This window comes from Actinokineospora sp. UTMC 2448 (assembly GCF_024760565.1).
Taxonomy (GTDB): domain Bacteria; phylum Actinomycetota; class Actinomycetes; order Mycobacteriales; family Pseudonocardiaceae; genus Actinokineospora; species Actinokineospora fastidiosa.
Genome location: NZ_CP031087.1, coordinates 6,432,738 through 6,454,222, shown reverse-complemented (window position 1 = coordinate 6,454,222; position 21,485 = coordinate 6,432,738). Strand labels below are relative to the sequence as shown.

The 21,485-nt window shown below is 69.3% G+C and carries 35 protein-coding genes; 32 read left to right on the top strand and 3 right to left on the bottom strand.

The features are described from left to right. Nucleotides 1–212 precede the first annotated feature (212 nt). The 24 genes from rpsJ (at nt 213) to map (ending at nt 12,809) form a co-directional block, all read left to right on the top strand. Nucleotides 213–518 (top strand): 30S ribosomal protein S10, encoded by a 306-nt coding sequence (rpsJ, locus tag Actkin_RS29720; RefSeq protein ID WP_003938093.1) that lies wholly within the window; start codon nt 213–215, stop codon nt 516–518. Nucleotides 519–551: 33 nt separating this feature from the next. Further along, nucleotides 552–1,202 carry a 50S ribosomal protein L3 gene (gene rplC, locus Actkin_RS29715; protein ID WP_189209494.1) on the top strand — a complete coding sequence of 217 codons (651 nt, stop codon included), beginning with the start codon at nt 552–554 and terminating at the stop codon, nt 1,200–1,202. Between the two features lies 1 nt (nt 1,203). After that, entirely contained in the window at nt 1,204–1,884 is a 681-nt protein-coding gene (gene rplD, locus Actkin_RS29710) for a 50S ribosomal protein L4 (RefSeq protein ID WP_258905064.1), read from the top strand. Next, nucleotides 1,881–2,180 carry a 50S ribosomal protein L23 gene (rplW, locus tag Actkin_RS29705; protein ID WP_189209496.1) on the top strand — a complete coding sequence of 100 codons (300 nt, stop codon included), beginning with the start codon at nt 1,881–1,883 and terminating at the stop codon, nt 2,178–2,180. Before rplD ends, rplW begins: the two co-directional genes overlap by 4 nt. Before the next feature lie 14 nt (nt 2,181–2,194). Further along, nucleotides 2,195–3,028 (top strand): 50S ribosomal protein L2, encoded by an 834-nt coding sequence (rplB, locus tag Actkin_RS29700; protein WP_189209497.1) that lies wholly within the window; start codon nt 2,195–2,197, stop codon nt 3,026–3,028. Nucleotides 3,029–3,046: 18 nt separating this feature from the next. Further along, nucleotides 3,047–3,328 carry a 30S ribosomal protein S19 gene (gene rpsS, locus Actkin_RS29695; protein WP_189209498.1) on the top strand — a complete coding sequence of 94 codons (282 nt, stop codon included), beginning with the start codon at nt 3,047–3,049 and terminating at the stop codon, nt 3,326–3,328. Between the two features lie 28 nt (nt 3,329–3,356). Further along, nucleotides 3,357–3,776, top strand: coding sequence for a 50S ribosomal protein L22 (gene rplV, locus Actkin_RS29690; protein WP_189209499.1), 420 nt, complete (start codon nt 3,357–3,359; stop codon nt 3,774–3,776). Next, complete coding sequence (gene rpsC / locus Actkin_RS29685) at nt 3,776–4,591, top strand: 30S ribosomal protein S3 (RefSeq protein WP_189209500.1); 816 nt, start codon at nt 3,776–3,778, stop codon at nt 4,589–4,591. The genes rplV and rpsC overlap by 1 nt, the downstream gene beginning before the upstream one ends. A 3-nt stretch (nt 4,592–4,594) precedes the next feature. Further along, complete coding sequence (gene rplP, locus Actkin_RS29680) at nt 4,595–5,014, top strand: 50S ribosomal protein L16 (RefSeq protein WP_189209501.1); 420 nt, start codon at nt 4,595–4,597, stop codon at nt 5,012–5,014. Further along, nucleotides 5,014–5,262, top strand: coding sequence for a 50S ribosomal protein L29 (gene rpmC / locus Actkin_RS29675; protein WP_189209502.1), 249 nt, complete (start codon nt 5,014–5,016; stop codon nt 5,260–5,262). The genes rplP and rpmC overlap by 1 nt, the downstream gene beginning before the upstream one ends. Then, on the top strand, nt 5,259–5,555 hold the full coding sequence (rpsQ, locus tag Actkin_RS29670; RefSeq protein WP_189209503.1) for a 30S ribosomal protein S17: 297 nt from the start codon (nt 5,259–5,261) through the stop codon (nt 5,553–5,555). Before rpmC ends, rpsQ begins: the two co-directional genes overlap by 4 nt. A 67-nt stretch (nt 5,556–5,622) precedes the next feature. Next, nucleotides 5,623–5,991 carry a 50S ribosomal protein L14 gene (rplN, locus tag Actkin_RS29665; protein ID WP_018682823.1) on the top strand — a complete coding sequence of 123 codons (369 nt, stop codon included), beginning with the start codon at nt 5,623–5,625 and terminating at the stop codon, nt 5,989–5,991. A gap of 2 nt (nt 5,992–5,993) precedes the next feature. Then, nucleotides 5,994–6,311, top strand: coding sequence for a 50S ribosomal protein L24 (gene rplX, locus Actkin_RS29660; protein ID WP_189209504.1), 318 nt, complete (start codon nt 5,994–5,996; stop codon nt 6,309–6,311). Nucleotides 6,312–6,313: 2 nt separating this feature from the next. Further along, nucleotides 6,314–6,877 carry a 50S ribosomal protein L5 gene (gene rplE, locus Actkin_RS29655; protein ID WP_189209505.1) on the top strand — a complete coding sequence of 188 codons (564 nt, stop codon included), beginning with the start codon at nt 6,314–6,316 and terminating at the stop codon, nt 6,875–6,877. 5 nt (nt 6,878–6,882) lie between these two features. After that, nucleotides 6,883–7,068, top strand: a complete 186-nt coding sequence (locus Actkin_RS29650) for a type Z 30S ribosomal protein S14 (RefSeq protein WP_189209506.1) — start codon at nt 6,883–6,885, stop codon at nt 7,066–7,068. 77 nt (nt 7,069–7,145) lie between these two features. Continuing rightward, complete coding sequence (gene rpsH, locus Actkin_RS29645; protein WP_189209507.1) at nt 7,146–7,544, top strand: 30S ribosomal protein S8; 399 nt, start codon at nt 7,146–7,148, stop codon at nt 7,542–7,544. Nucleotides 7,545–7,556: 12 nt separating this feature from the next. Continuing rightward, nucleotides 7,557–8,096, top strand: coding sequence for a 50S ribosomal protein L6 (rplF, locus tag Actkin_RS29640; RefSeq protein ID WP_189209508.1), 540 nt, complete (start codon nt 7,557–7,559; stop codon nt 8,094–8,096). 1 nt (nt 8,097) lies between these two features. Then, on the top strand, nt 8,098–8,499 hold the full coding sequence (gene rplR / locus Actkin_RS29635) for a 50S ribosomal protein L18 (protein WP_189209509.1): 402 nt from the start codon (nt 8,098–8,100) through the stop codon (nt 8,497–8,499). 34 nt (nt 8,500–8,533) lie between these two features. After that, entirely contained in the window at nt 8,534–9,193 is a 660-nt protein-coding gene (rpsE, locus tag Actkin_RS29630) for a 30S ribosomal protein S5 (RefSeq protein WP_189209510.1), read from the top strand. 1 nt (nt 9,194) lies between these two features. Continuing rightward, nucleotides 9,195–9,377, top strand: coding sequence for a 50S ribosomal protein L30 (gene rpmD, locus Actkin_RS29625; protein WP_189209511.1), 183 nt, complete (start codon nt 9,195–9,197; stop codon nt 9,375–9,377). Then, nucleotides 9,374–9,820, top strand: a complete 447-nt coding sequence (rplO, locus tag Actkin_RS29620; RefSeq protein WP_189210124.1) for a 50S ribosomal protein L15 — start codon at nt 9,374–9,376, stop codon at nt 9,818–9,820. Before rpmD ends, rplO begins: the two co-directional genes overlap by 4 nt. Before the next feature lie 303 nt (nt 9,821–10,123). Further along, the gene (secY, locus tag Actkin_RS29615; RefSeq protein WP_189209512.1) at nt 10,124–11,440 is read left to right on the top strand and encodes a preprotein translocase subunit SecY; all 1,317 of its coding nucleotides are present in this window, start codon (nt 10,124–10,126) and stop codon (nt 11,438–11,440) included. Further along, nucleotides 11,437–11,991 carry an adenylate kinase gene (locus tag Actkin_RS29610; RefSeq protein ID WP_189209513.1) on the top strand — a complete coding sequence of 185 codons (555 nt, stop codon included), beginning with the start codon at nt 11,437–11,439 and terminating at the stop codon, nt 11,989–11,991. Before secY ends, Actkin_RS29610 begins: the two co-directional genes overlap by 4 nt. A gap of 44 nt (nt 11,992–12,035) precedes the next feature. Continuing rightward, on the top strand, nt 12,036–12,809 hold the full coding sequence (map, locus tag Actkin_RS29605) for a type I methionyl aminopeptidase (protein ID WP_189210125.1): 774 nt from the start codon (nt 12,036–12,038) through the stop codon (nt 12,807–12,809). Between the two features lie 58 nt (nt 12,810–12,867). Here the strand turns inward: map and Actkin_RS29600 are convergent, their stop codons facing one another. After that, nucleotides 12,868–13,845, bottom strand: coding sequence for an aldo/keto reductase (locus Actkin_RS29600; RefSeq protein ID WP_258905063.1), 978 nt, complete (start codon nt 13,843–13,845; stop codon nt 12,868–12,870). Between the two features lie 288 nt (nt 13,846–14,133). Between Actkin_RS29600 and infA the strand changes: the two genes are divergently transcribed. From infA to truA, 8 genes are all read left to right on the top strand, one after another. Beyond that, complete coding sequence (infA, locus tag Actkin_RS29595; protein ID WP_005166804.1) at nt 14,134–14,355, top strand: translation initiation factor IF-1; 222 nt, start codon at nt 14,134–14,136, stop codon at nt 14,353–14,355. Nucleotides 14,356–14,436: 81 nt separating this feature from the next. Further along, nucleotides 14,437–14,550 (top strand): 50S ribosomal protein L36, encoded by a 114-nt coding sequence (gene rpmJ / locus Actkin_RS29590; protein ID WP_010148647.1) that lies wholly within the window; start codon nt 14,437–14,439, stop codon nt 14,548–14,550. A gap of 149 nt (nt 14,551–14,699) precedes the next feature. Next, nucleotides 14,700–15,080 carry a 30S ribosomal protein S13 gene (rpsM, locus tag Actkin_RS29585; protein WP_189209515.1) on the top strand — a complete coding sequence of 127 codons (381 nt, stop codon included), beginning with the start codon at nt 14,700–14,702 and terminating at the stop codon, nt 15,078–15,080. 194 nt (nt 15,081–15,274) lie between these two features. Then, the gene (gene rpsK, locus Actkin_RS29580; protein ID WP_189209516.1) at nt 15,275–15,682 is read left to right on the top strand and encodes a 30S ribosomal protein S11; all 408 of its coding nucleotides are present in this window, start codon (nt 15,275–15,277) and stop codon (nt 15,680–15,682) included. A 23-nt stretch (nt 15,683–15,705) separates the two neighbouring features. Then, the gene (gene rpsD / locus Actkin_RS29575; protein WP_189209517.1) at nt 15,706–16,311 is read left to right on the top strand and encodes a 30S ribosomal protein S4; all 606 of its coding nucleotides are present in this window, start codon (nt 15,706–15,708) and stop codon (nt 16,309–16,311) included. Nucleotides 16,312–16,396: 85 nt separating this feature from the next. Continuing rightward, on the top strand, nt 16,397–17,449 hold the full coding sequence (locus Actkin_RS29570) for a DNA-directed RNA polymerase subunit alpha (protein WP_189209518.1): 1,053 nt from the start codon (nt 16,397–16,399) through the stop codon (nt 17,447–17,449). Nucleotides 17,450–17,489: 40 nt separating this feature from the next. After that, on the top strand, nt 17,490–18,059 hold the full coding sequence (gene rplQ / locus Actkin_RS29565; protein WP_258905059.1) for a 50S ribosomal protein L17: 570 nt from the start codon (nt 17,490–17,492) through the stop codon (nt 18,057–18,059). A 62-nt stretch (nt 18,060–18,121) separates the two neighbouring features. Continuing rightward, a complete protein-coding gene (gene truA / locus Actkin_RS29560; protein ID WP_258905058.1) occupies nt 18,122–18,898 on the top strand; it encodes a tRNA pseudouridine(38-40) synthase TruA in 777 nt (258 codons plus the stop codon). Nucleotides 18,899–18,970: 72 nt separating this feature from the next. On the opposite strand, the gene Actkin_RS29555 is transcribed toward truA, so the two are convergent. Continuing rightward, nucleotides 18,971–20,542: a S8 family peptidase gene (locus Actkin_RS29555; RefSeq protein ID WP_189209521.1), complete on the bottom strand. Its 1,572-nt coding sequence runs from the start codon at nt 20,540–20,542 to the stop codon at nt 18,971–18,973. A gap of 234 nt (nt 20,543–20,776) precedes the next feature. Continuing rightward, nucleotides 20,777–21,484 (bottom strand): hypothetical protein, encoded by a 708-nt coding sequence (locus Actkin_RS29550; RefSeq protein WP_373292357.1) that lies wholly within the window; start codon nt 21,482–21,484, stop codon nt 20,777–20,779. Between the last annotated feature and the right edge of the window lies 1 nt (nt 21,485).

The window sequence follows — 21,485 nt, the reverse complement described above, 5'->3', positions numbered from 1 at the left end:
CACGGCCCTTCGGAACCGAAAGCCAGGTCCTGAGGTTCGGCCAAGGGACCGCTCTGCAGTAGGTCCGCGACACGCCCGACCGCGTGGACCGGAGCGAGCAGGGCAGACGGCTTCCGACACCATTGACTTGTGAACAGGGAAGCGGCGCGGCACAGGCCCGGGGAACCGGGCTCCCGCCGATGGATCGCAACGAAGAGGAACGGCAAGCCACCATGGCGGGACAAAAGATCCGCATCCGGCTCAAGGCGTACGACCACGAGGCCATTGACGCGTCCGCGCGCAAGATCGTGGAGACCGTGACGCGCACCGGCGCTCGGGTCGTCGGCCCCGTGCCGCTGCCCACCGAGAAGAACGTCTACTGCGTCATCCGCTCGCCGCACAAGTACAAGGACTCGCGCGAGCACTTCGAGATGCGCACGCACAAGCGGCTGATCGACATCCTCGACCCGACGCCCAAGACGGTGGACGCGCTCATGCGCATCGACCTGCCTGCCAGCGTCGACGTCAACATCCAGTAAGCGCGCGCGGCGAGGCGGAGAGTAACGAGAGCCATGTCTGACAGGCAGATGAAGGGAATCCTGGGCACCAAGCTCGGGATGACCCAGGTCTTCGACGAGAACAACCGGATCGTCCCGGTGACCGTCGTGAAGGCCGGACCCAACGTGGTCACCCAGGTCCGCAGCCAGGAGAAGGACGGCTACGCCGCGGTTCAGCTCGCGTTCGGCGCCATCGCGCCGCGCAAGGTGAACAAGCCCGAGCGGGGCCACTTCGACAAGGCCGGGGTCACCCCGCGCCGCTTCCTGGCCGAGCTGCGCACCGCCGACGCGGCCGACTACACCGTCGGCCAGGAGATCACCGCCGAGGTGTTCGAGCCGGGCGCCGTCATCGACGTGACCGGCACCACCAAGGGCAAGGGCACCGCGGGTGTCATGAAGCGCCACGGCTTCAAGGGCCTCGGCGCCTCCCACGGCACCCAGCGCAAGCACCGCTCCCCCGGTTCCATCGGCGGCTGCGCCACCCCCGGCCGCGTGTTCAAGGGCCTGCGCATGGCGGGCCGCATGGGCAACGCCCGGGTGACCACCCAGAACCTGACCGTGCACCAGGTCGACGCCGACTCCGGCCTGATCCTGCTCAAGGGCGCCGTTCCCGGCCCCAAGGGCGGCCTGGTGTTCCTCAAGACCGCTGCGAAGGGCGGTGCCTGAGTTGACCAGCGTCGACATCAAGACCCCCGCCGGTGACACGGACGGCTCGGTCGAGCTGCCCGCCGAGATCTTCGACGTGCAGGCGAACGTCGCCCTGATGCACCAGGTCGTCGTGGCCCAGCAGGCCGCGGCCCGCCAGGGCACGCACGCGACGAAGACCCGCGGCGAGGTGTCCGGCGGCGGCAAGAAGCCCTACCGCCAGAAGGGCACCGGCCGCGCCCGCCAGGGCTCGACCCGTGCGCCGCAGTTCGTCGGCGGCGGCGTCGTGCACGGCCCCCAGCCGCGCGACTACACCCAGCGCACCCCCAAGAAGATGAAGGCCGCCGCGCTGCGCGGCGCCCTCTCCGACCGGGCTCGCGCAGGCCAGCTGCACATCGTGTCGGCGCTGGTCGAGGGGGACACCCCCTCCACCAAGACCGCGCGCAAGCTGCTGGAGGCGGTGACCTCCGCGCGCCGCGTGCTGGTCGTGCTGACCCGCGACGAGGACGTCGCCTGGGTGTCGGTGCGCAACCTGCCGCACGTGCACGTCATCGCGCCCGACCAGCTGAACACCCTGGACGTCCTGGTGAACGACGACATCGTCTTCTCCAAGACCGCCTATGACGCCTTCCTCGCCGGTCCGGTCAAGGTCGCCAAGGCCAAGGCCACCTCAGCGGAAGCCCAGTCGGAGGAGGACAAGTGATCCCCGACCCCCGCGACATCGTGCTCGCGCCGGTGATCTCCGAGAAGTCGTACGGTCTCCTCGAGGAGAACAAGTACACCTTCCTGGTGAGCCCGGGCGCCAACAAGACCGAGATCAAGATCGCGATCGAGAAGATCTTCGCGGTCAAGGTGCTGAGCGTGAACACGCTCAACCGGAACGGCAAGCGCAAGCGCACCCGGACCGGATACGGCAAGCGCAAGGACACCAAGCGCGCGATCGTCACCCTGTCCCCGGAGAGCAAGCCGATCGAGATCTTCGGCGGCCCGGCCGCGTAAGGACTGAGTAGACAATGGGTATTCGCAAGTACAAGCCGACGACCCCGGGTCGTCGCGGCGCGAGCGTCTCGGACTTCGCCGAGATCACCCGCTCCACCCCGGAGAAGTCGCTGCTCCGCCCGCTGCACGGCCGCGGCGGCCGCAACGCGCACGGCAAGATCACCACCCGGCACAAGGGTGGCGGCCACAAGCGCGCGTACCGGCTGATCGACTTCCGCCGTCACGACAAGGACGGTGTGCCCGCCAAGGTGGCGCACATCGAGTACGACCCGAACCGCACGGCTCGGATCGCGCTGCTGCACTACGCCGACGGCGAGAAGCGCTACATCATCGCGCCGAGCAAGCTGCGCCAGGGCGACCCGATCGAGTCCGGCCCGCGGGCCGACATCAAGCCGGGCAACAACCTGCCGCTGCGCAACATCCCGGTCGGCACCGTGGTGCACGCCATCGAGCTGCGTCCGGGCGGCGGCGCGAAGATCGCCCGCTCGGCCGGTTCCAGCGTGCAGCTCGTCGCCAAGGACGGCCCCTACGCCCAGCTGCGGATGCCCTCGGGCGAGATCCGCAACGTGGACGTGCGCTGCCGCGCCACCGTCGGCGAGGTCGGCAACTCCGAGCACTCCAACATCAACTGGGGCAAGGCTGGCCGGATGCGGTGGAAGGGCAAGCGCCCGACCGTCCGCGGTGTCGCCATGAACCCGGTCGACCACCCGCACGGTGGTGGTGAGGGCAAGACCTCCGGTGGTCGCCACCCGGTGAACCCGGCGGGCAAGCCCGAGGGTCGCACCCGCCGCCGCAAGCCGAGCGACAAGCTGATCGTCCGCCGCCGCCGTACTGGCAAGAAGCGCTGAGCAGGGAGGTAGAAGCATATGCCACGCAGCCTGAAGAAGGGCCCGTTCGTGGACGACCACCTGCTCAAGAAGGTGGACGCGCTGAACGAGACCGGCAAGAAGACCGTGATCAAGACCTGGTCCCGTCGGTCGACGATCATCCCGGACATGCTGGGTCACACCATCGCGGTGCACGACGGCCGCAAGCACGTCCCGGTGTTCATCTCCGAGGCCATGGTGGGTCACAAGCTGGGCGAGTTCGCCCCGACCCGCACGTTCAAGGGCCACATCAAGGACGACCGCAAGTCGCGGCGCCGCTAGGCACGAGTGAAGAGCAAGGGGAACAGCGATGAACGCCCGTAACGACGCCGTGGCGACGGAAGAGCTTCCGCGCGCCGTGGCTCGGGCTCGCTACGTGCGGATGACGCCCATGAAGGTGCGCCGTGTCGTCGAGCTCATCAGGGGTCGCAGCGCCGGTGACGCCTTGGCCGTGCTGAGGTTCGCGCCGCAGGCCGCTTCCGAGCCGGTCGCCAAGGTCCTGGCCAGCGCGGTCGCCAACGCCGAGAACAACCTCGGCCTCGACCCGGACACCCTGTGGGTGTCCACGGTGTACGTGGACGAGGGCCCGACGCTGAAGCGGTTCCGGCCGCGTGCGCAGGGTCGCGCCTACCGCATCCGCAAGCGGACCAGCCACATCACCATCGAGGTCGAATCGCGTCCGGCGGTTGCCAAGCCCGCCAAGGGCGGCAAGAAGGGCGGTGCCCGCTAATGGGGCAGAAGATCAACCCGCATGGCTTCCGGCTCGGGATCACCACCGACTGGCGGTCCCGCTGGTACGCCGACAAGCAGTACGCGGAGTACGTCGCGGAGGACGTGAAGATCCGCCGCCTGCTGTCCAAGGGCATGGAGCGCGCAGGCATCTCCCGCGTGGAGATCGAGCGCACCCGTGACCGGGTCCGCGTCGACATCCACACCGCCCGGCCGGGCATCGTCATCGGCCGCCGCGGCGCCGAGGCCGACCGCATCCGGGGCGAGCTGGAGAAGCTGACCAAGAAGCAGGTCCAGCTCAACATCCTCGAGGTGAAGAACCCCGAGTCGGACGCCCAGCTGGTCGCCCAGGTGACCGCCGAGCAGCTGTCCAACCGCGTGTCCTTCCGGCGCGCGATGCGCAAGGCCATCCAGTCGGCCATGCGCTCGCCGCAGGTCAAGGGCATCCGCGTGCAGTGCTCCGGCCGCCTCGGCGGCGCGGAGATGTCCCGCTCCGAGCACTACCGCGAGGGCCGGGTCCCGCTGCACACGCTGCGCGCCGACATCGACTACGGCTTCTTCGAGGCCCGCACCACCTTCGGCCGCATCGGCGTCAAGGTGTGGATCTACAAGGGCGAGGTCGTCGGCGGCCGCCGCGAGGCGGACGTCCGCCAGGCGCAGGACACCCGGCGCGAGCCGCGCCGCGAGCGGCCCAGCCGCCCGCGCCGTTCCGGCTCCGCGGGCACCACGCCCACCAGCACCGAGGCGGGTCGCGCCGCCGCGTCCGACACCCCCGCGGCTCCGGCCGCCGAGGGCACTGGCAACGGGGAGGGCTGAGCAGTGCTCATCCCACGCAAGGTCAAGCACCGCAAGCAGCACCGTCCGGACCGCTCGGGCGCGTCCAAGGGTGGCAACCGCGTCACCTTCGGCGAGTTCGGCATCCAGGCGCTGGAGCCCGCTTACGTGACGAACCGGCAGATCGAGTCCGCGCGTATCGCCATCAACCGGCACATCCGCCGTGGCGGCAAGGTGTGGATCAACATCTTCCCGGACCGTCCGCTGACGAAGAAGCCCGCCGAGACCCGCATGGGTTCCGGCAAGGGCTCGCCGGAGCACTGGGTGGCCAACGTCAAGCCGGGCCGCGTGCTGTTCGAGATGACTTTCCCCAACGAGACGGTGGCGCGTGAGGCACTGCGCCGCGCGATCCACAAGCTGCCGATGAAGTGCCGCATCGTGACGCGTGAGGGTGGTGACTTCTGATGGCCGCCGGGACCACCGCGACGGATCTGCGCGAGCTGACCGACGACGAGCTGGTGCTGCGCCTGCGGGAGGCGAAGGAGGAGCTGTTTAACCTCCGCTTCCAGATGGCGACCGGCCAGCTCGACAACAACCGGCGCCTGCGCCTGGTCAAGCAGGACATCGCCCGGATCTACACCGTGATGCGCGAGCGCGAGCTCGGGCTGTCGGTGTCCCCCGACGAGGCGACCACCGGTGAGGGTGCCGCATGAGCGAGAACGTTGAGAGCACTGAGAACGTGAACGAGCAGAAGCGCACCAGCACCCGCAAGGTCCGCGAGGGCCTGGTCGTGTCCGACAAGATGGACAAGACCATCGTCGTGGCGCTGGAGGACCGCAAGAAGCACGCCCGCTACGCGAAGGTCATGCGCTCCACCACCAAGGTGAAGGCGCACGACGAGGAGAACACCGCCGGTGTCGGCGACCGTGTTCTGCTCATGGAGACCCGGCCGCTGTCGGCCACCAAGCGGTGGCGGCTGGTCGAGGTCATCGAGCGCGCCAAGTAAGCAGCATGTCTAGGCCGAGCCTGTCAGGTCGGCAATCTGGCAGGCCAGGAATGGTCAAGGAGTTGACGTGATCCAGCAGGAGTCGCGACTGCGCGTCGCCGACAACACCGGGGCGAAGGAGATCCTTTGCATCCGCGTGCTCGGCGGCTCCGGTCGGCGCTACGCGGGCATCGGCGACATCATCGTCGCCACCGTGAAGGACGCCATCCCGGGCGCGGGCGTGAAGAAGGGCGATGTCGTCAAGGCGGTCATCGTGCGCACCGTCAAGGAGCGCCGCCGCCCCGACGGCAGCTACATCCGGTTCGACGAGAACGCCGCCGTTCTGATCAAGAACGAGGGCGAGCCGCGCGGCACCCGCATCTTCGGCCCCGTGGGCCGCGAGCTGCGCGACAAGAAGTTCATGAAGATCATCTCGTTGGCGCCGGAGGTGCTCTGAGCATGAAGATCAAGAAGGGCGACACGGTCGTCGTGATCTCCGGCAAGGACAAGGGCGCGAAGGGCAAGGTCATCCAGGCCTACCCCGCGACCAACAAGGTCCTGGTGGAGGGCGTCAACCGGATCAAGAAGCACACCCGCGTGACGCAGAACCAGCGCGGCGCCCAGTCCGGCGGCATCGTGACGCAGGAAGCGCCGATCCACGTGAGCAACGTGATGCTGGTGGCCGACGGCAAGGCCGTCCGCGTGGGTTACAAGATCGCCGAGGACGGCCGCAAGGTCCGGATCGCCCGCGGCAAGGGCAACGGGAAGGAGATCTGATCATGACTAGCACGGAGAAGATCACTCCCCGCCTCAAGACCCGCTACCGCGGCGAGATCGCCCCGGCGATGCGGCAGGAGTTCGAGTACCCGAACCCCATGCTGATCCCCGGCGTCGTGAAGGTCGTCGTGAACATGGGCGTCGGCGACGCCGCCCGGGACGGCAAGCTGATCGAGGGCGCGGTCCGCGACCTGGCCACCATCACCGGCCAGAAGCCCGAGGTGCGCAAGGCCCGCAAGTCCATCGCGCAGTTCAAGCTGCGCGAGGGCATGCCGATCGGCGCCCGGGTCACGCTGCGCGGCGACCGGATGTGGGAGTTCCTGGACCGGTTGCTGACCATCGCGCTGCCCCGTATCCGCGACTTCCGCGGCCTCTCGGGCAAGCAGTTCGACGGCAACGGCAACTACACCTTCGGTCTCAACGAGCAGTCCATGTTCCACGAGATCGACCCGGACTCCATCGACCGCCAGCGCGGCATGGACATCACCGTGGTCACCACGGCGAGGACCGACGAGGAGGGCCGGGCGCTGCTCAAGCACCTGGGCTTCCCGTTCAAGGAGAACTGAGGGATATGGCGAAGAAGGCGCTGGTTCACAAGGCCGCCAAGAAGCCGAAGTTCAAGGTCCGGGCGTACACCCGCTGCAACCGGTGCGGGCGTCCGCACTCGGTGTTCCGCAAGTTCGGCCTCTGCCGGATCTGCCTGCGGGAGATGGCGCACCGGGGCGAGCTGCCCGGCGTGAGCAAGTCCAGCTGGTAGGACGCGAGTCCCCCCAGACCTCTAGATCGCCGAAGGCCCGGCCCGGGAACCACGGCGAGAAAGGTTGACAGGTCACCATGACGATGACCGACCCGATCGCAGACTTCTTGACCCGTCTGCGCAATGCCAACTCGGCATACCACGACGAGGTCGTGCTGCCGCACTCCAAGCTCAAGGCGAGCATCGCCGAGATCCTCAAGCGCGAGGGCTACATCTCCGGCTACCGCGACCAGGACGGCGAGAAGGGCAAGGACCTCGTCGTCGAGCTGAAGTACGGCCCGAACCGCGAGCGCAGCATCGCCGGTCTGCGCCGGGTGTCCAAGCCCGGTCTGCGGGTGTACGCGAAGTCGACCAACCTTCCCAAGGTGCTGGGCGGCCTGGGCGTGGCGATCATCTCCACGTCCGGCGGCCTGATGACCGACCGGCAGGCGACCAAGCAGGGTGTGGGCGGGGAAGTCCTCGCCTACGTCTGGTAAGGGGACTGACACATGTCTCGCATCGGAAGGCTTCCGATCGCCGTCCCGTCCGGCGTGGACGTGACCATCAACGGCCGCGACATCAGCGTCAAGGGGCCCAAGGGCACCCTGGCCATCACCGTCAGCGAGCCGATCACCGTCGAGCGCGCCGAGGACGGCACGCTGACCGTGACCCGGCCGAACGACGAGCGGCAGAACCGCGCGCTGCACGGCCTGACCCGCTCGCTGGTCAACAACATGGTCGTCGGCGTGACCGAGGGCTACGAGAAGAAGCTCGAGATCCACGGCGTCGGTTACCGCGTGCTGGCCAAGGGCTCCGACCTGGAGTTCGCGCTGGGCTTCAGCCACCCGGTCAAGATCTCGCCGCCGGAGGGCATCACCTTCAAGGTGGAAAGCGCCACCAAGTTCTCCGTCTCGGGCATCGACAAGCAGCGGGTGGGCGAGGTCGCCGCGAACATCCGCAAGCTGCGCAAGCCCGACCCGTACAAGGGCAAGGGCGTCCGGTACGCGGGCGAGAAGATCCGCCGCAAGGTCGGAAAGACGGGTAAGTGATATGGCAACCACGACTGTGACCAAGCGCAAGCCGGTGGGCAAGGACATCTCCACCACCCGGCGCGTCGCCAAGACCCGCAGGCACTTCCGGCTCCGCAAGAAGATCAGCGGCACCGCGGAGCGCCCCCGACTGGTCGTGCACCGGTCCTCCCGGCACATGTTCGCCCAGATCATCGACGACCTGAACGGCCACACGCTGGTCTCGGCGTCGACGATGGAGGCCGACGTGCGCGCTCTCGAGGGCGACAAGAAGGCCCGTTCGGCCAAGGTCGGCGAGCTGCTCGCCGCCCGGGCCAAGGACGCCGGGATCGCCAAGGTCGTCTTCGACCGCGGCGGCAACAAGTACACCGGCCGGATCGCGGCGCTGGCCGACTCGGCCCGCGATGCGGGGCTGGAGTTCTGATGATGATCTGCACTAACAAGGGAAGGAACGCCTGATGCCGGGACGTACGCGGCAGTTCGGCGGCGGCCACGGCGGACAGGGCGGTCAGGGCGGCGAGCGCGGCGAGCGCCGCGACCGTCGGGACCGTCGTGACGGCGGCGGTCGCGGCGGGGCGGCCCAGGAGAAGACCCCGCACCTCGAGCGCGTGGTGGCCATCAACCGCGTCGCCAAGGTCGTGAAGGGCGGTCGGCGCTTCAGCTTCACCGCGCTGGTCGTCGTCGGCGACGGCGACGGCATGGTGGGCGTCGGCTACGGCAAGGCCAAGGAGGTCCCCGCGGCCATCGCCAAGGGCGTCGAGGAGGCGAAGAAGAACTTCTTCCGCGTCCCGCGCATCGGCGGCACCATCCCGCACCCCGTGCAGGGTGAGAAGGCCGCGGGCGTCGTGCTGCTCCGCCCGGCCAGCGCCGGTACCGGTGTCATCGCCGGTGGCCCGGTCCGCGCCGTGCTGGAGTGCGCGGGCGTCCACGACGTGCTGTCGAAGTCGCTCGGCTCCGACAACGCCATCAACATCGTGCACGCCACCGTGCAGGCGCTGAAGAACCTGCAGCGGCCGGAAGAGGTCGCGGCGCGCCGCGGTCTCCCGCTGGAGGACGTGGCTCCCGCGGGCATGCTCCGCGCCCGCGCGGCGGCGGCCACCGCTGGATCGGGGAACTGACATGGCCAAGCTCAAGGTGACCCAGGTGCGCAGCAGCATCGGCACCAAGCGCAACCACCGTGAGTCCCTCCGCACCCTGGGTCTGCGCAAGATCCGCCAGTCCACGGTGCGCGAGGACACGCCAGAGGTGCGCGGCCTCATCCACACCGTCCGCCACCTCGTGACCGTCGAGGAGGTCGACTGATGGCGATCAAGCTGCACCACCTGCGCCCGGCCCCCGGCGCCAAGACCGAGAAGACCCGTGTGGGTCGCGGTGAGGGCTCCAAGGGCAAGACCGCCGGTCGCGGTACCAAGGGCACCAAGGCCCGCAAGAACGTCTCGCCCGCCTTCGAGGGCGGCCAGATGCCGATCCACATGCGGCTGCCGAAGCTCAAGGGCTTCAAGAACCGCTTCCGGGTCGAGTACCAGGTCGTCAACGTCGGCGACATCGCGGTGGCCTTCCCCGACGGCGGCGCCGTCGACAAGGCCGCCCTGGTCGAGGCGGGCCTGGTCCGCAAGAACCAGCTGGTGAAGGTGCTCGGCAACGGTGAGGTCAACGGCGTCAAGCTGGACATCACCGCCGACAAGTTCTCCGGCAGCGCGGTCGAGAAGCTGCAGGCCGCCGGTGGCACCGCCACCACGCTCTGAGCAATGACGCATCGGGCCGGGCACCGTCATCCAGGTGCCCGGCCCGTCGCGTTCGTGTGACGTCGGTCGCAGTCGGCCGGTGTTCGCGCCGGTCGCCTCGCGTTTTCCGCGGGCACTGCGTGCGGGCTTCGTCACTCGTGCTGTTAAAGTCGGGGTCACGCCCCAGGACGGCCGTCTTCGGGGTGGCTGTGGCCTGTCGGCGTTCCCGATAGGTTATGGTTCCCTGTTCCCTGCCGGCCAACCGCGTCGGCTACCGCAGTATCGCCTGCAGCGAAGTGCAGGCGACGCCGAGGAGGTTCCTGCGTGCTCAGCGCCTTCCGCTCGGCTCTTGCGACGCCAGACCTGCGCAAGAAGATCCTCTTCACCCTGGGGATCGTCGCGGTCTATCGTGTCGGAGCCGCCCTCCCGTCGCCTGGCGTCTCGTATCCGAACGTGCAGGAATGCATCGAGCTCAGCAAGGACGACAACCAGGGCGTCTTCCAGCTGCTCAACCTGTTCAGCGGCGGTGCGCTGCTGCAGCTGTCGGTATTCGCGCTGGGCATCATGCCCTACATCACCGCGAGCATCATCGTCCAGCTGCTCACCGTGGTCATCCCGCGCTTCGAGCAGCTGAAGAAGGAAGGCCAGGCGGGGCAGGGCAAGCTCACCCAATACACCCGCTACCTGACGATCGCCCTTGCGGTGCTGCAGTCCACCGGCATCGTGGCGATGGCCGACCGCGGCGGTCTGCTGGGCAACTGCCCGAACCCGATCATCCCGGAGAGCAACGTCTTCACGTTGTCGGTCATCGTCATCACGATGACCGCGGGCACCGCGCTCATCATGTGGCTCGGCGAGCTGGTCACCGAGCGGGGCATCGGCAACGGCATGTCGCTGCTGATCTTCGTCAACATCGCCGCGCGCATCCCGATCGAGGGCAAGGCGATCTACGACAACCCGACCGGCGGCGGCCCGCTCGTCTTCACGATCGTCTGCGCGTTCGCGCTGCTCATCATCGCCTCCGTGGTGTTCGTCGAGCAGGGCCAGCGCCGCATCCCGGTGCAGTACGCCAAGCGCATGATCGGCCGCCGCATGTACGGCGGGACCTCGACCTACCTGCCGCTGAAGGTCAACCAGGCGGGCGTCATCCCGATCATCTTCGCCTCGTCGCTGCTGTACCTGCCGGACCTCATCGTCAACCTCATCGGCACCGACGACTCCTGGTTCCAGCGGTTCGTGCAGACCCACCTGACCGACCAGTCCAGCTGGGTGCACATCAGCGTGTACTTCGCGCTGATCATCTTCTTCACGTACTTCTACATCACCATCACGTTCAACGTCACCGAGCGTGCCGACGAGATGAAGAAGTACGGCGGGTTCATCCCCGGCATTCGCCCGGGCCGCCCGACGGCCGAGTACCTGAACTTCGTGTTGAGCCGCATCACGTTGCCGGGCTCCATCTACCTTGGCATCGTTGCCGTATTGCCGAACTTCTTCCTGGACCTGACCGGTCAGGGTCAGAACCAGAACTTCCCGTTCGGCGGCACCGCGGTGCTGATCATGGTTGGCGTCGGTCTCGACACCGTGAAGCAGATCGAGAGCCAGCTGATGCAGCGCAACTACGAAGGGTTCCTCAAGTGACGCGTGTTGTTCTCGTCGGTCCGCCCGGAGCGGGCAAGGGCACCCAGGCGGCGGCGCTGAGCGAGCGGCTCGGCGTGCCCCACATCTCCACGGGTGACCTGTTCCGGGCGCACATCGCGAACAACACCGAACTGGGACAGGACGTCAAGCGCTACCTCGACGCCGGGCAGCTGGTGCCGGACGCGGTGACCAACGAGATGGTCCGCGAGCGGCTGGCCCAGCCCGACGCCGAGCACGGCTTCCTGCTCGACGGCTTCCCGCGCAACGTGGGCCAGGCCGAGGTGCTGGGCAAGCTGCTGGCCGACGCCGACACCAGGCTCGACGCGGTGGTCGAGTTCCGCGTCGACGAGGAGGTCGTGGTCACCCGGCTGCTCGCCCGCGGCCGGGCCGACGACACCGAGCAGGTCATCCGCCACCGCCAGCAGGTCTACCGGGACGAGACCGCCCCGCTGCTGGAGTACTACGCGGGCATCCTGATCACCGTCGACGCCGTCGGCGAGGTCAGCGAGATCACCGGCCGCGTGCTGGACGCCCTGCGCTCCCGGACGTGAGCGGTGGAGGGCTGTTCAGCGGCCTGGCGAAGTGGCGCGGCCGGATGATCGAGATCAAGTCCCCGGCCGAGCTGGACGCGATGCGCGCTGCTGGCCTGGTCGTGCACCGGACCCTGTCGGCGCTGGCCGAGGCCGCCAAGGCCGGGGTCAGCACCCAGGACCTGGACGAGCTGGCCGAGCAGACCATCCGCGACGCCGGGGCCATCCCCAGCTTCAAGGGCTACCACGGCTTCCCGGCCAGCATCTGCGCCTCGGTGAACGACCAGATCGTGCACGGCATCCCCAGCCGCGACCAGGTCCTGGCCACCGGCGACCTGATCTCGATCGACTGCGGCGCCATCCTCGACGGCTGGCACGGCGACTCGGCGGTCACGCTGTTCATCGGGGACCCGTCGCCGGAGGACGCCCAGCTGTCGGAGGCGACCAGGGACGCCATGCTGGCGGGCATCGCCGCGGCCGTGCCCGGCGCCCGTCTGACCGACATCTCGCACGCCATCGAGCAGTCGGCGATCGCGTCGAGCGCGGCCCACGGCCGCGAGTACGGCATCGTCCGCGAGTACGGCGGCCACGGCATCGGCACCGCCATGCACATGGACCCGTTCCTGCCGAACCACGGCAAGCCGGGCAAGGGCCCCCGCCTGCGCACCGGCATGGCCATCGCCATCGAGCCCATGCTGACCCTCGGCACCGAGGAGACGGTCGAGCTGGAGGACGGCTGGACGGTCGTCACCGCCGACGGCTCCCGGGCCGCCCACTGGGAGCACTCCGTCGCCATCACCGACGACGGCCCGCGCGTGCTCACCGCCCCCGAGGACTGACCCCTCACCCGTTCGCGTGACACGGCCCCCGGGTGTTCCCGGGGGCCGTTCCCGTCGGCTAGCTGTATCCGGCGATGGCGTGCGGCACGTACGGCTCGGCGAGCCGGGCCAGCTCCTCCGGGGTCAGCTCCACGTCCACCGCGGCGGCCGCGTCCGTCAGGTGGTGGGGCTTGGTGGCGCCGATGATCGGGGCGGTGACGCCCGGCTGCTGGAGCACCCACGCCAGCGCCACCTGCGCCCTCGGCAGCCCGCGCTCGGCGGCGATGTCGGCCACCACCTGGGCGACCCTGCGGTCGGCCTGTTCGGTGGCCGCGTACAGCCCGGCCTGGATGGGGTCGCCCTCGGTGCGGGCGGAGGTGTCGTCCCAGTCGCGGGTCAGCTTGCCCCTGGCCAGGGGGCTCCACGGGGTGACGCCGATGCCCTCCTCGCGGCAGTAGGGCAGCATCTCCCGCTCTTCCTCGCGGTTGATGAGGTTGTAGTGGTTCTGCATGCTGATGAACCGGGTCCATCCGTGCAGGTCGGCGGTGTACTGGGCCTTCACGAACTGCCAGGTGTGCATCGACGACGCCCCGAGGTAGCGGACCTTGCCCGCCCGGACGACGTCGTGCAGGGCCTGCATCGTCTCCTCGATGGGCGTCTCGTAGTCCCACCGGTGGATGATGTAGAGGTCGATGTAGTCCGTCCCGAGCCGGGCCAGGGACGCGTCGACCTCGCGCAGGATGGCCTTGCGCGACAGCCCGCCGGTCAGCGGCGCGCCCATCGGGAAGTAGACCTTGGTGGCGATGACCACGTCGTCGCGGACGCCCAGCTTGCGCAGCGCCGAGCCGACGATCTCCTCGCTGGACCCCAGCGAGTACATGTTCGCCGTGTCGAGGAAGTTGATGCCCAGGTCCAGCGCCTGCGTCAGGAACGGGAGCGCCTCGGCCTCCGGCAGCGTCCAGGGGTGCGTGCCGCGCCCCGGGTCGCCGTAACTCATGCACCCGAGCGCGATCCGCGACACCTTCAGCCCGGACGAACCCAGTCGCGCGTACTGCACGTTCCCTCCCAGTCCCGACGAACTCAGGATGCCGACCTTACTGAGCCGCGGAGATCCGATCAGCCGATAATCCGATGAACGAGGTGAGCAGGCGGTTCGCCGCTTGCGGAGGCCGTCGGGTGTCGGGTATTGGACCCGATTTGGGTCACGGTCGGTGAGTGCGTACACTAGGCAGGTGGCGCTGTGCAAGCGCCGTCTCTGTCGTGCGTGTCGTCCAGGACAATGTAGTTGTTGCCCTGGCGCGCGGCGCGGCAGTGTCACCCGACACCGTCACGAAACGCGGAGGACATGGGCAAGAAGGACGGGGCCATCGAGGTCGAAGGCCGCGTGGTCGAGCCACTCCCCAACGCGATGTTCCGCGTCGAGTTGGAGAACGGCCACAAGGTGCTGGCACACATCAGCGGCAAGATGCGGCAGCACTACATCCGCATCCTGCCCGAGGACCGGGTCGTCGTAGAGCTGTCGCCCTACGACCTGTCCCGCGGCCGCATCGTCTACCGCTACAAGTGACCCCCGGTCCGTGCCGGACCGGGCCACTACTGCTGCCCCCGCGCACGCGGGGCTAGGCGGCCGAGCAGGAGAAACAAGGACGTGAAGGTCCAGCCGAGCGTCAAGAAGATCTGCGACAAGTGCAAGGTGATCCGCCGTCACGGGCGGGTCATGGTGATCTGCGAGAACCTGCGCCACAAGCAGCGCCAGGGCTGATCACGCAGCACTGACGAGGACCTCCCTCAACCTGCCGGGTCACACGGACCCGGTTCACGCCCGGACTTCAGGCCGGGTCCCCGACCTCGAGTCGGTCGGGGGTGGTGGGGGAGCAGACCTGGAGATACCGACAGGAGACAGAAGCCGCCATGGCACGACTCGTTGGCGTCGACCTCCCCCGCGAGAAGCGGATGGAGATCGCGCTCACCTACATCTTCGGCATCGGCCGCACGCGCTCGAAGGAGCTGCTTGCCGCCACCGAGATCTCGCCCGACCTGCGCGTCAAGGATCTCTCCGACGAGGAGCTGACCCGGCTGCGCGACTACATCGAGAACAACTTCAAGGTCGAGGGTGACCTCCGCCGCGAGGTGCAGGCCGACATTCGACGCAAGATCGAGATCGGCTGCTACGAGGGCCTGCGCTGGCGTCGTGGTCTGCCGGTCCGCGGTCAGCGGACCAAGACCAACGCCCGCACCCGCAAGGGCCCGAAGAAGACGGTTGCAGGCAAGAAGAAGGCCGGAAAGAAGTGAGCACGGGCCGCCAGACCGTGGTCGTCGCCCCGCAGCGGCGACGCAACCGGGCCTTCGTGGCTCTTGCCGTCGCGCCTCGGGACAGCCGTCCGGCTGCCCTGCGCGAGCTGTACACGGACGCCGGGACAGTCATCCGGCACGCGGCCCCCACCGTCACCACCTCGAAGCGTTCGAAGTAGGAGCACACCCAAGACATGCCCCCCAAGTCGCGCACCGGCGCCGGAGTCAAGAAAGTCCGGCGCAAGGAAAAGAAGAACATCTCGCACGGGCACGCCCACATCAAGAGCACGTTCAACAACACGATCGTCTCCATCACCGACCCGACCGGCGCCGTGATCTCGTGGGCGTCCTCCGGGCACGTCGGCTTCAAGGGCTCGCGCAAGTCGACCCCGTTCGCCGCGCAGATGGCCGCCGAGAACGCCGCCCGCAAGGCGGCGGAGCACGGCATGAAGAAGGTCGACGTGTTCGTGAAGGGCCCCGGCTCCGGCCGGGAGACCGCGATCCGGTCGCTGCAGGCCGCCGGTCTCGAGGTCGGCACGATCCAGGACGTGACCCCGCAGCCTCACAACGGCTGCCGCCCGCCCAAGCGGCGCCGGGTCTGAGGAACGGGGAGGAGTAGAAAACCATGGCACGCTACACCGGCCCCGCGACGCGCATCTCGCGTCGGCTCAAGGTCGACCTCGTCGGCGGCGACCAGGCCTTCGAGCGCCGCCCCTACCCGCCCGGCCAGCACGGCCGCGGCCGGGTCAAGGAGAGCGAGTACCTGCTCCAGCTGCAGGAGAAGCAGAAGGCGCGCTACACCTACGGCGTCCTCGAGCGGCAGTTCCGCCGCTACTACGAGGAGGCCGTGCGCCGCCAGGGCAAGACCGGCGAGGTCCTGCTCCAGCTGCTCGAGTCCCGCCTGGACAACGTGGTCTACCGCGCGGGCCTGGCCCGCACCCGCCGCCAGGCGCGGCAGCTGGTCAGCCACGGGCACTTCCTGGTCAACGGCAAGAAGGTCAACGTCCCCAGCTTCCAGGTGTCGAAGTTCGACATCATCGACGTGAAGCCGAAGTCGCTGCCCACGCTGCCGTTCGTGGCCGCCAAGGAGTCCGTCGGCGACCGCCCGATCCCGGGCTGGCTGCAGCTGGTCCCGTCGAACCTGCGCATCCTCGTGCACCAGCTGCCCGAGCGCGCCCAGATCGACGTCCCGGTGCAGGAGCAGCTGATCGTCGAGTTCTACTCGAAGTAGTCGTCGGGGCGGCGGTCGACCCGGCCGCCGCCCGTCTTTCGATCGGCGTCATATAGCGGGCGCCTTCGGAAAGGAACCACCAGAAGTGCTCATCTCACAGCGTCCCACCCTGACCGAGGAGCCGGTCAACGAGACCCGCTCCCGCTTCGTCATCGAGCCGCTCGAGCCCGGCTTCGGCTACACGCTCGGCAACTCGCTGCGCCGCACGCTGCTGTCCTCGATCCCCGGCGCGTCCGTGACCAGCATCCGCATCGACGGCGTGCTGCACGAGTTCACGACCGTTCCGGGTGTCAAGGAGGACGTCACCGACATCATCCTGAACCTCAAGGAGCTGGTGATCTCCTCCGAGGAGGACGAGCCGGTGACGATGTACCTGCGCAAGCAGGGCCCCGGTGAGGTCACCGCGGGCGACATCGTGCCGCCCGCGGGCGTCACGGTGCACAACCCGGATCTGCACATCGCCACGCTGAACGGCAAGGGCAAGCTGGAGATCGAGCTCGTCGTCGAGCGCGGTCGCGGCTACGTCCCGGCGATGCAGAACAAGCAGGCGGGCGCCGAGATCGGCCGGATCCCGGTCGACTCGATCTACTCGCCGGTGCTCAAGGTGACCTACAAGGTCGAGGCCACCCGTGTCGAGCAGCGCACCGACTTCGACAAGCTGGTGCTCGACGTGGAGACCAAGCCGTCGATCACGCCGCGCGACGCCGTCGCGTCGGCGGGCAAGACGCTGGTGGAGCTCTTCGGCCTGGCCCGCGAGCTCAACGTGGACGCCGAGGGCATCGAGATCGGCCCGTCGCCGCAGGAGGCGGACACCATCGCCGCCTACGCGATGCCGATCGAGGACCTCGACCTCACCGTGCGCTCGTACAACTGCCTCAAGCGCGAGGGCATCCACACCGTGGGCGAGCTGGTCTCGCGCAGCGAGGCGGACCTGCTGGACATCCGCAACTTCGGCGCGAAGTCCATCGACGAGGTCAAGATGAAGCTGGTCGGCCTCGGGCTCGCGCTCAAGGACAGCCCGCCCGGATTCGACCCGTCGGCCGCCGCTACCGACTACTCGGCCGACGCGGGCTGGTCCACCGGGGCGGACACGGGCAACGACGACGGCCAGGACTACGCGGAGACCGAGCAGCTCTAGGTCCTCGCGGGCCTCGCTGATCTTAATCAAGGAGCATCCAATGCCCACCCCAACCAAGGGCGCCCGGCTGGGCGCGGGCCCGGCCCACGAGCGGCTGCTGCTGGCCAACCTGGCCACGTCGCTGTTCCAGAACGGCCGCATCACCACCACCGAGGCCAAGGCCAAGCGCCTGCGGCCGTACGCGGAGCGGCTGATCACCAAGGCCAAGCGCGGCGACCTGCACAACCGCCGCGAGATCATGAAGGTCATCCGGGACAAGGACGTCGTCCAGCGCCTGATGACCGAGATCGGCCCGTTCTTCAGCGACCGCAACGGCGGTTACCTGCGGATCGTCAAGACCATGCCGCGCCGGGGCGACAACGCCGCCATGGCCGTCATCGAGCTCATCCAGGAGAAGACGGTGACCGCGGAGGCCGAGGCCGCCCGCAAGACCCGCTTCGCCGCGGACGAGAAGAAGGCCGACGAGACGGCTGACGAGGCGACGGCGGCCGAGGAGACCACCGACGCCGCCGACGTGGTGGACCAGGACGCCGACGCGCCCGAGTCGGCCACCAAGGACGCCGCGGAGGAGCCCGCCGAGGGCGCCGACGACAAGGACAAGACGTCCTGACCGAGCACGTCCCGGACGAGCCCGTCATCCCGGTTGGGGATGGCGGGCTCGCCCGCTTCCGCATGGACATCGCCTACGACGGCGCGGGTTTCTCCGGCTGGGCCCGCCAGCCGTCGCGGCGCACCGTGTGCGGGGTGCTGGAGGAGGCGCTGGAGCGCGTGCTGCGCCGTCCCGTCCGGCTGACCGTGGCGGGCCGCACGGACGCTGGCGTGCACGCCAGCGGCCAGGTCGCGCACGCCGACCTCCCCGCCGACACCGACCCCGACCACCTGGTGTTCCGCCTGTCCCGGGCGCTGCCCGCCGACGTGCGGGTCACCGCGGCGCGGGTCGTCCCGGCCGCCTTCGACGCCCGCTTCGGCGCGCTCCGCAGGCACTACGCCTACCGCGTGACCGACGCCGCGTGGCGCGCCGACCCGCTGCGCCGCGGCTTCGTGGTGGCCTGGCCCCGCCCCCTGTCCCTCGACGCCCTGACCGCCGCGTCGACACAGCTGCTGGGCGAACACGACTTCGTCGCCTTCTGCAAGCGCCGCGAGGGCGCGACGACCATCCGCGAGCTGCAGCGCCTGGAGTGGACGCGCGAGGACGACGAGCTGATCGCCTACGTCTCCGCCGACGCGTTCTGCCACTCGATGGTCCGCAGTCTGATGGGCGCCCTGCTCGCCGTCGGCGAGGGCCGCAAACCCGCCGACTGGCCCGCCTCGATGCTGACGGCGGCGACCCGCCCGTCGGAGATCACCGTCGCCCCGGCCCACGGCCTCACCCTCATCGGCGTCGACTACCCCGCCGACGCCGACCTCGCCGCCCGCGCCGAGCTCACCCGCAACGTCCGCACCCGCTGAGCGCACGGCGGACGGCCCGCCGAGTCCGGGAACTCGGCGGGCCGTCCTGTGTGGTCACTCAGGCAGCACGACTCACAGGTCGAGCGTCCAGGTGTTGATGTAGCCGGTGTCGGCGCGGTACACGTCGCGGACGGAGAGGCGCCAGGTGCCGTTGGCGGTCTCGCCTGCCAGGTTGACGGTGTAGGTCGCGATGACGTTGTCGGCGCCGTCCGAGCCGCTGGAGTTCTTCAGGCGGTAGGAGGTGCCGTCCGGGGCGATCAGGTCGATGACCAGGTCACCGCGGTAGGTGTGGCGGATGTCCACCGAGACCGTGGAGGACGCGGAGCCGCCGTCGCAGTCGGCGATGGTGATCGAGCTGGTGACGGCCGAACCGGCGTCGGGGATGGTCACGTCGGTGCCGTTGGTCACCGGGTCGCAGCCGGTGGGCGGGGGCTCCTCGCCGCCGCCGTCGCCGGTGAACAGCAGGCGGTTCGGGGAGCCCGTCCCGGGGTTGCTGATCCTGCCGCTGGTGGCCGCGTTGATGATGGCCGAGTTCACCTGCGACGGGGTCGCCGACGGGTTGGCCGCCAGGTACAGCGCCGCGGCGCCCGCGACGTGCGGGGAGGCCATCGACGTGCCGCTGATGGTGTTGGTGGCGGTGCTGCCCGTGTGCCACGCGGACGTGATGCTCACGCCCGGCGCGAAGAGGTCGGTGCAGGTGCCGTAGTTGGAGAAGCTGGCACGCGCGTCGTTGCGGTCGCTGGCGTTGACCGTCAGCGCCTCGGTCACCCGGGCGGGCGAGGAGTTGCACGCGTTGGCGTTGGAGTTGCCCGACGCCAGCGCGTAGGTGACGCCTGCGGAGATCGAGCGGCGGACCGCGTCGTCCAGGGCGGAGGAGGCGCCACCGCCGAGGCTCATGTTGGCGACCGCGGGCTTGACGTGGTTCTGGGTGACCCAGTCGACGCCCGCGATGACGCCCGCGTTGGTGCCGGAGCCGCTGCAGTTGAGCACCCGGACGCCGTAGAGCTTGACGCCCTTGGCCACGCCGTAGGCGCCGCCGCCGACGGTGCCCGCCACGTGCGTGCCGTGGCCGTTGCAGTCGGTGGCGTTGTTGTCGTTGTCGACGGTGTCGCGGCCGTGGACCGCGCGGCCGCCGAAGTCCTGGTGCGTGGTCAGGATCCCGGTGTCGATGATGTAGGCGTTGACGTTGGTGGCCCGCGTCGCGAACGAGTACTTGTTGTTCAGCGGCAGCGCGGCCTGGTCGATCCGGTCCAGGCCCCACGACGGCGGGTTGAGCTGGTCCTCGGCGATGGACACGACCTGGTCGGCCTCGACGTAGGCGACGGCGGGGTCGGCGGCGAGGCGCTTGGCCTGCCGCTCCGACATGGTCGCCGAGAAGCCCTTGATCGTGGCGCTGAACCGGTGCTTGATCTTGCCGCCGTGGCGGGCGGCGAGCGCGTCGGCGGACGCGCCCTGGGCCTGGGGCCCGTCCTTCATGACGACGATGTAGCTGCCCTCGATGGCGGTCGCACTGCCAGCGCCCAGAATCCGGCCCTCGGCGGCGCTGGCGGGCGTGACCAGGCCGACGCCCGCGGCGGCTGTGGCGGCGGCGGCGATGCCCACCCCGGCGAGTCGACGCAGCGACTCGGCGCGAGACTTACCCATCTGTCGATCTCCTTGATGCAGGGAGCATGCGGCACCGGACCCTTGGTGGTCAGGGCCGCGTGCTGGTGGGGAGATGTTGTGGTGCAGGGTGTCCGCGCGGACGTTTCACACAGTGGTTTAAAACCTTTAACTCTCGCAAGAGCGTTCCGTGTACGAAGCCGTCCACTTATGAACAGATGAGCAGCCCGTGGGAAACGTTTGCCCCCGGGGATGTATTCAATTGAGCCGGATGGCCTAGTCTCCGCGTCGGACCGGGCCCAGGATCTGCTGCTCCTTCTGGGTGGTGACCAGCCGCATGCGCTCCCACATGTTGCGGCCGAGGGCGACGACCTGGTCGTCGGCCAGCGAGCTCAGCTCCTGCACCATCGGCGGGGGCAGCCGCCAGATCCGGGCCGCGAGCTGGGCCTGGCCGACCGGGAGGCGCTGCATCAGCACCAGGTCGGCGGTGTTCGCCGTCGCCCCGGCCTGCGGGTGCATGTACGGCAGCACGTACACCGTGGTCTGCCACGGCGAGCGGGGCGGGAACAGCTCCTGCGGCGTCGGGCCGCCGTCGTGCACGACCAGCAGCGGGCCGTCCTCGGACGGCCGGGGCAGCTCGACCGGGCTGAGCCTGCGGATCTGCACCAGCGGCGCGGGCCGCCCGTCCGGGCCGGTGCCCGCGGCCTTCTGCAGCACCTGCCACGCCGCGGGCCGACCGGTCGCCACGACGACCCACGCGCCGACGGCCATCGCCCGCAGCGCCACCTGGCGGGCCAGGTACAGCCCGCCGACCAGCACGATCCGGGTGGGGGCTGGCCGCAGCGCGGAGACGAGCAGCGGCTCGCCGCGCGCGCTGGACCCCAGCACCATGCCGCCCCGGTCGCCCGACGGGCTGACCGCGCTCAGCATCTCCGGCGACACCAGGAACTCCGGCGCGACGCCCGCGCCGCCCTTGGTGTCCATC

Excerpts from the sequence above, each read along its gene's own strand:
- rpsJ (WP_003938093.1), top strand. The coding sequence starts at position 213 with ATGGCGGGACAAAAGATCCGCATCCGGCTCAAGGCGTACGACCACGAG.
- rplC (WP_189209494.1), top strand. The coding sequence starts at position 552 with ATGTCTGACAGGCAGATGAAGGGAATCCTGGGCACCAAGCTCGGGATG.
- rplB (WP_189209497.1), top strand. The coding sequence starts at position 2,195 with ATGGGTATTCGCAAGTACAAGCCGACGACCCCGGGTCGTCGCGGCGCG.
- rpsS (WP_189209498.1), top strand. The coding sequence starts at position 3,047 with ATGCCACGCAGCCTGAAGAAGGGCCCGTTCGTGGACGACCACCTGCTC.
- rplV (WP_189209499.1), top strand. The coding sequence starts at position 3,357 with ATGAACGCCCGTAACGACGCCGTGGCGACGGAAGAGCTTCCGCGCGCC.
- rpsC (WP_189209500.1), top strand. The coding sequence starts at position 3,776 with ATGGGGCAGAAGATCAACCCGCATGGCTTCCGGCTCGGGATCACCACC.
- rpmC (WP_189209502.1), top strand. The coding sequence starts at position 5,014 with ATGGCCGCCGGGACCACCGCGACGGATCTGCGCGAGCTGACCGACGAC.
- rpsQ (WP_189209503.1), top strand. The coding sequence starts at position 5,259 with ATGAGCGAGAACGTTGAGAGCACTGAGAACGTGAACGAGCAGAAGCGC.
- rplX (WP_189209504.1), top strand. The coding sequence starts at position 5,994 with ATGAAGATCAAGAAGGGCGACACGGTCGTCGTGATCTCCGGCAAGGAC.
- rplE (WP_189209505.1), top strand. The coding sequence starts at position 6,314 with ATGACTAGCACGGAGAAGATCACTCCCCGCCTCAAGACCCGCTACCGC.
- Actkin_RS29650 (WP_189209506.1), top strand. The coding sequence starts at position 6,883 with ATGGCGAAGAAGGCGCTGGTTCACAAGGCCGCCAAGAAGCCGAAGTTC.
- rpsH (WP_189209507.1), top strand. The coding sequence starts at position 7,146 with ATGACGATGACCGACCCGATCGCAGACTTCTTGACCCGTCTGCGCAAT.
- rplF (WP_189209508.1), top strand. The coding sequence starts at position 7,557 with ATGTCTCGCATCGGAAGGCTTCCGATCGCCGTCCCGTCCGGCGTGGAC.
- rplR (WP_189209509.1), top strand. The coding sequence starts at position 8,098 with ATGGCAACCACGACTGTGACCAAGCGCAAGCCGGTGGGCAAGGACATC.
- rpsE (WP_189209510.1), top strand. The coding sequence starts at position 8,534 with ATGCCGGGACGTACGCGGCAGTTCGGCGGCGGCCACGGCGGACAGGGC.
- rpmD (WP_189209511.1), top strand. The coding sequence starts at position 9,195 with ATGGCCAAGCTCAAGGTGACCCAGGTGCGCAGCAGCATCGGCACCAAG.
- map (WP_189210125.1), top strand. The coding sequence starts at position 12,036 with ATGATCGAGATCAAGTCCCCGGCCGAGCTGGACGCGATGCGCGCTGCT.
- infA (WP_005166804.1), top strand. The coding sequence starts at position 14,134 with ATGGGCAAGAAGGACGGGGCCATCGAGGTCGAAGGCCGCGTGGTCGAG.
- rpsM (WP_189209515.1), top strand. The coding sequence starts at position 14,700 with ATGGCACGACTCGTTGGCGTCGACCTCCCCCGCGAGAAGCGGATGGAG.
- rpsK (WP_189209516.1), top strand. The coding sequence starts at position 15,275 with ATGCCCCCCAAGTCGCGCACCGGCGCCGGAGTCAAGAAAGTCCGGCGC.
- rpsD (WP_189209517.1), top strand. The coding sequence starts at position 15,706 with ATGGCACGCTACACCGGCCCCGCGACGCGCATCTCGCGTCGGCTCAAG.
- rplQ (WP_258905059.1), top strand. The coding sequence starts at position 17,490 with ATGCCCACCCCAACCAAGGGCGCCCGGCTGGGCGCGGGCCCGGCCCAC.
- truA (WP_258905058.1), top strand. The coding sequence starts at position 18,122 with ATGGACATCGCCTACGACGGCGCGGGTTTCTCCGGCTGGGCCCGCCAG.
- Actkin_RS29555 (WP_189209521.1), bottom strand. The coding sequence starts at position 20,542 with ATGGGTAAGTCTCGCGCCGAGTCGCTGCGTCGACTCGCCGGGGTGGGC.
- Actkin_RS29550 (WP_373292357.1), bottom strand. The coding sequence starts at position 21,484 with ATGGACACCAAGGGCGGCGCGGGCGTCGCGCCGGAGTTCCTGGTGTCG.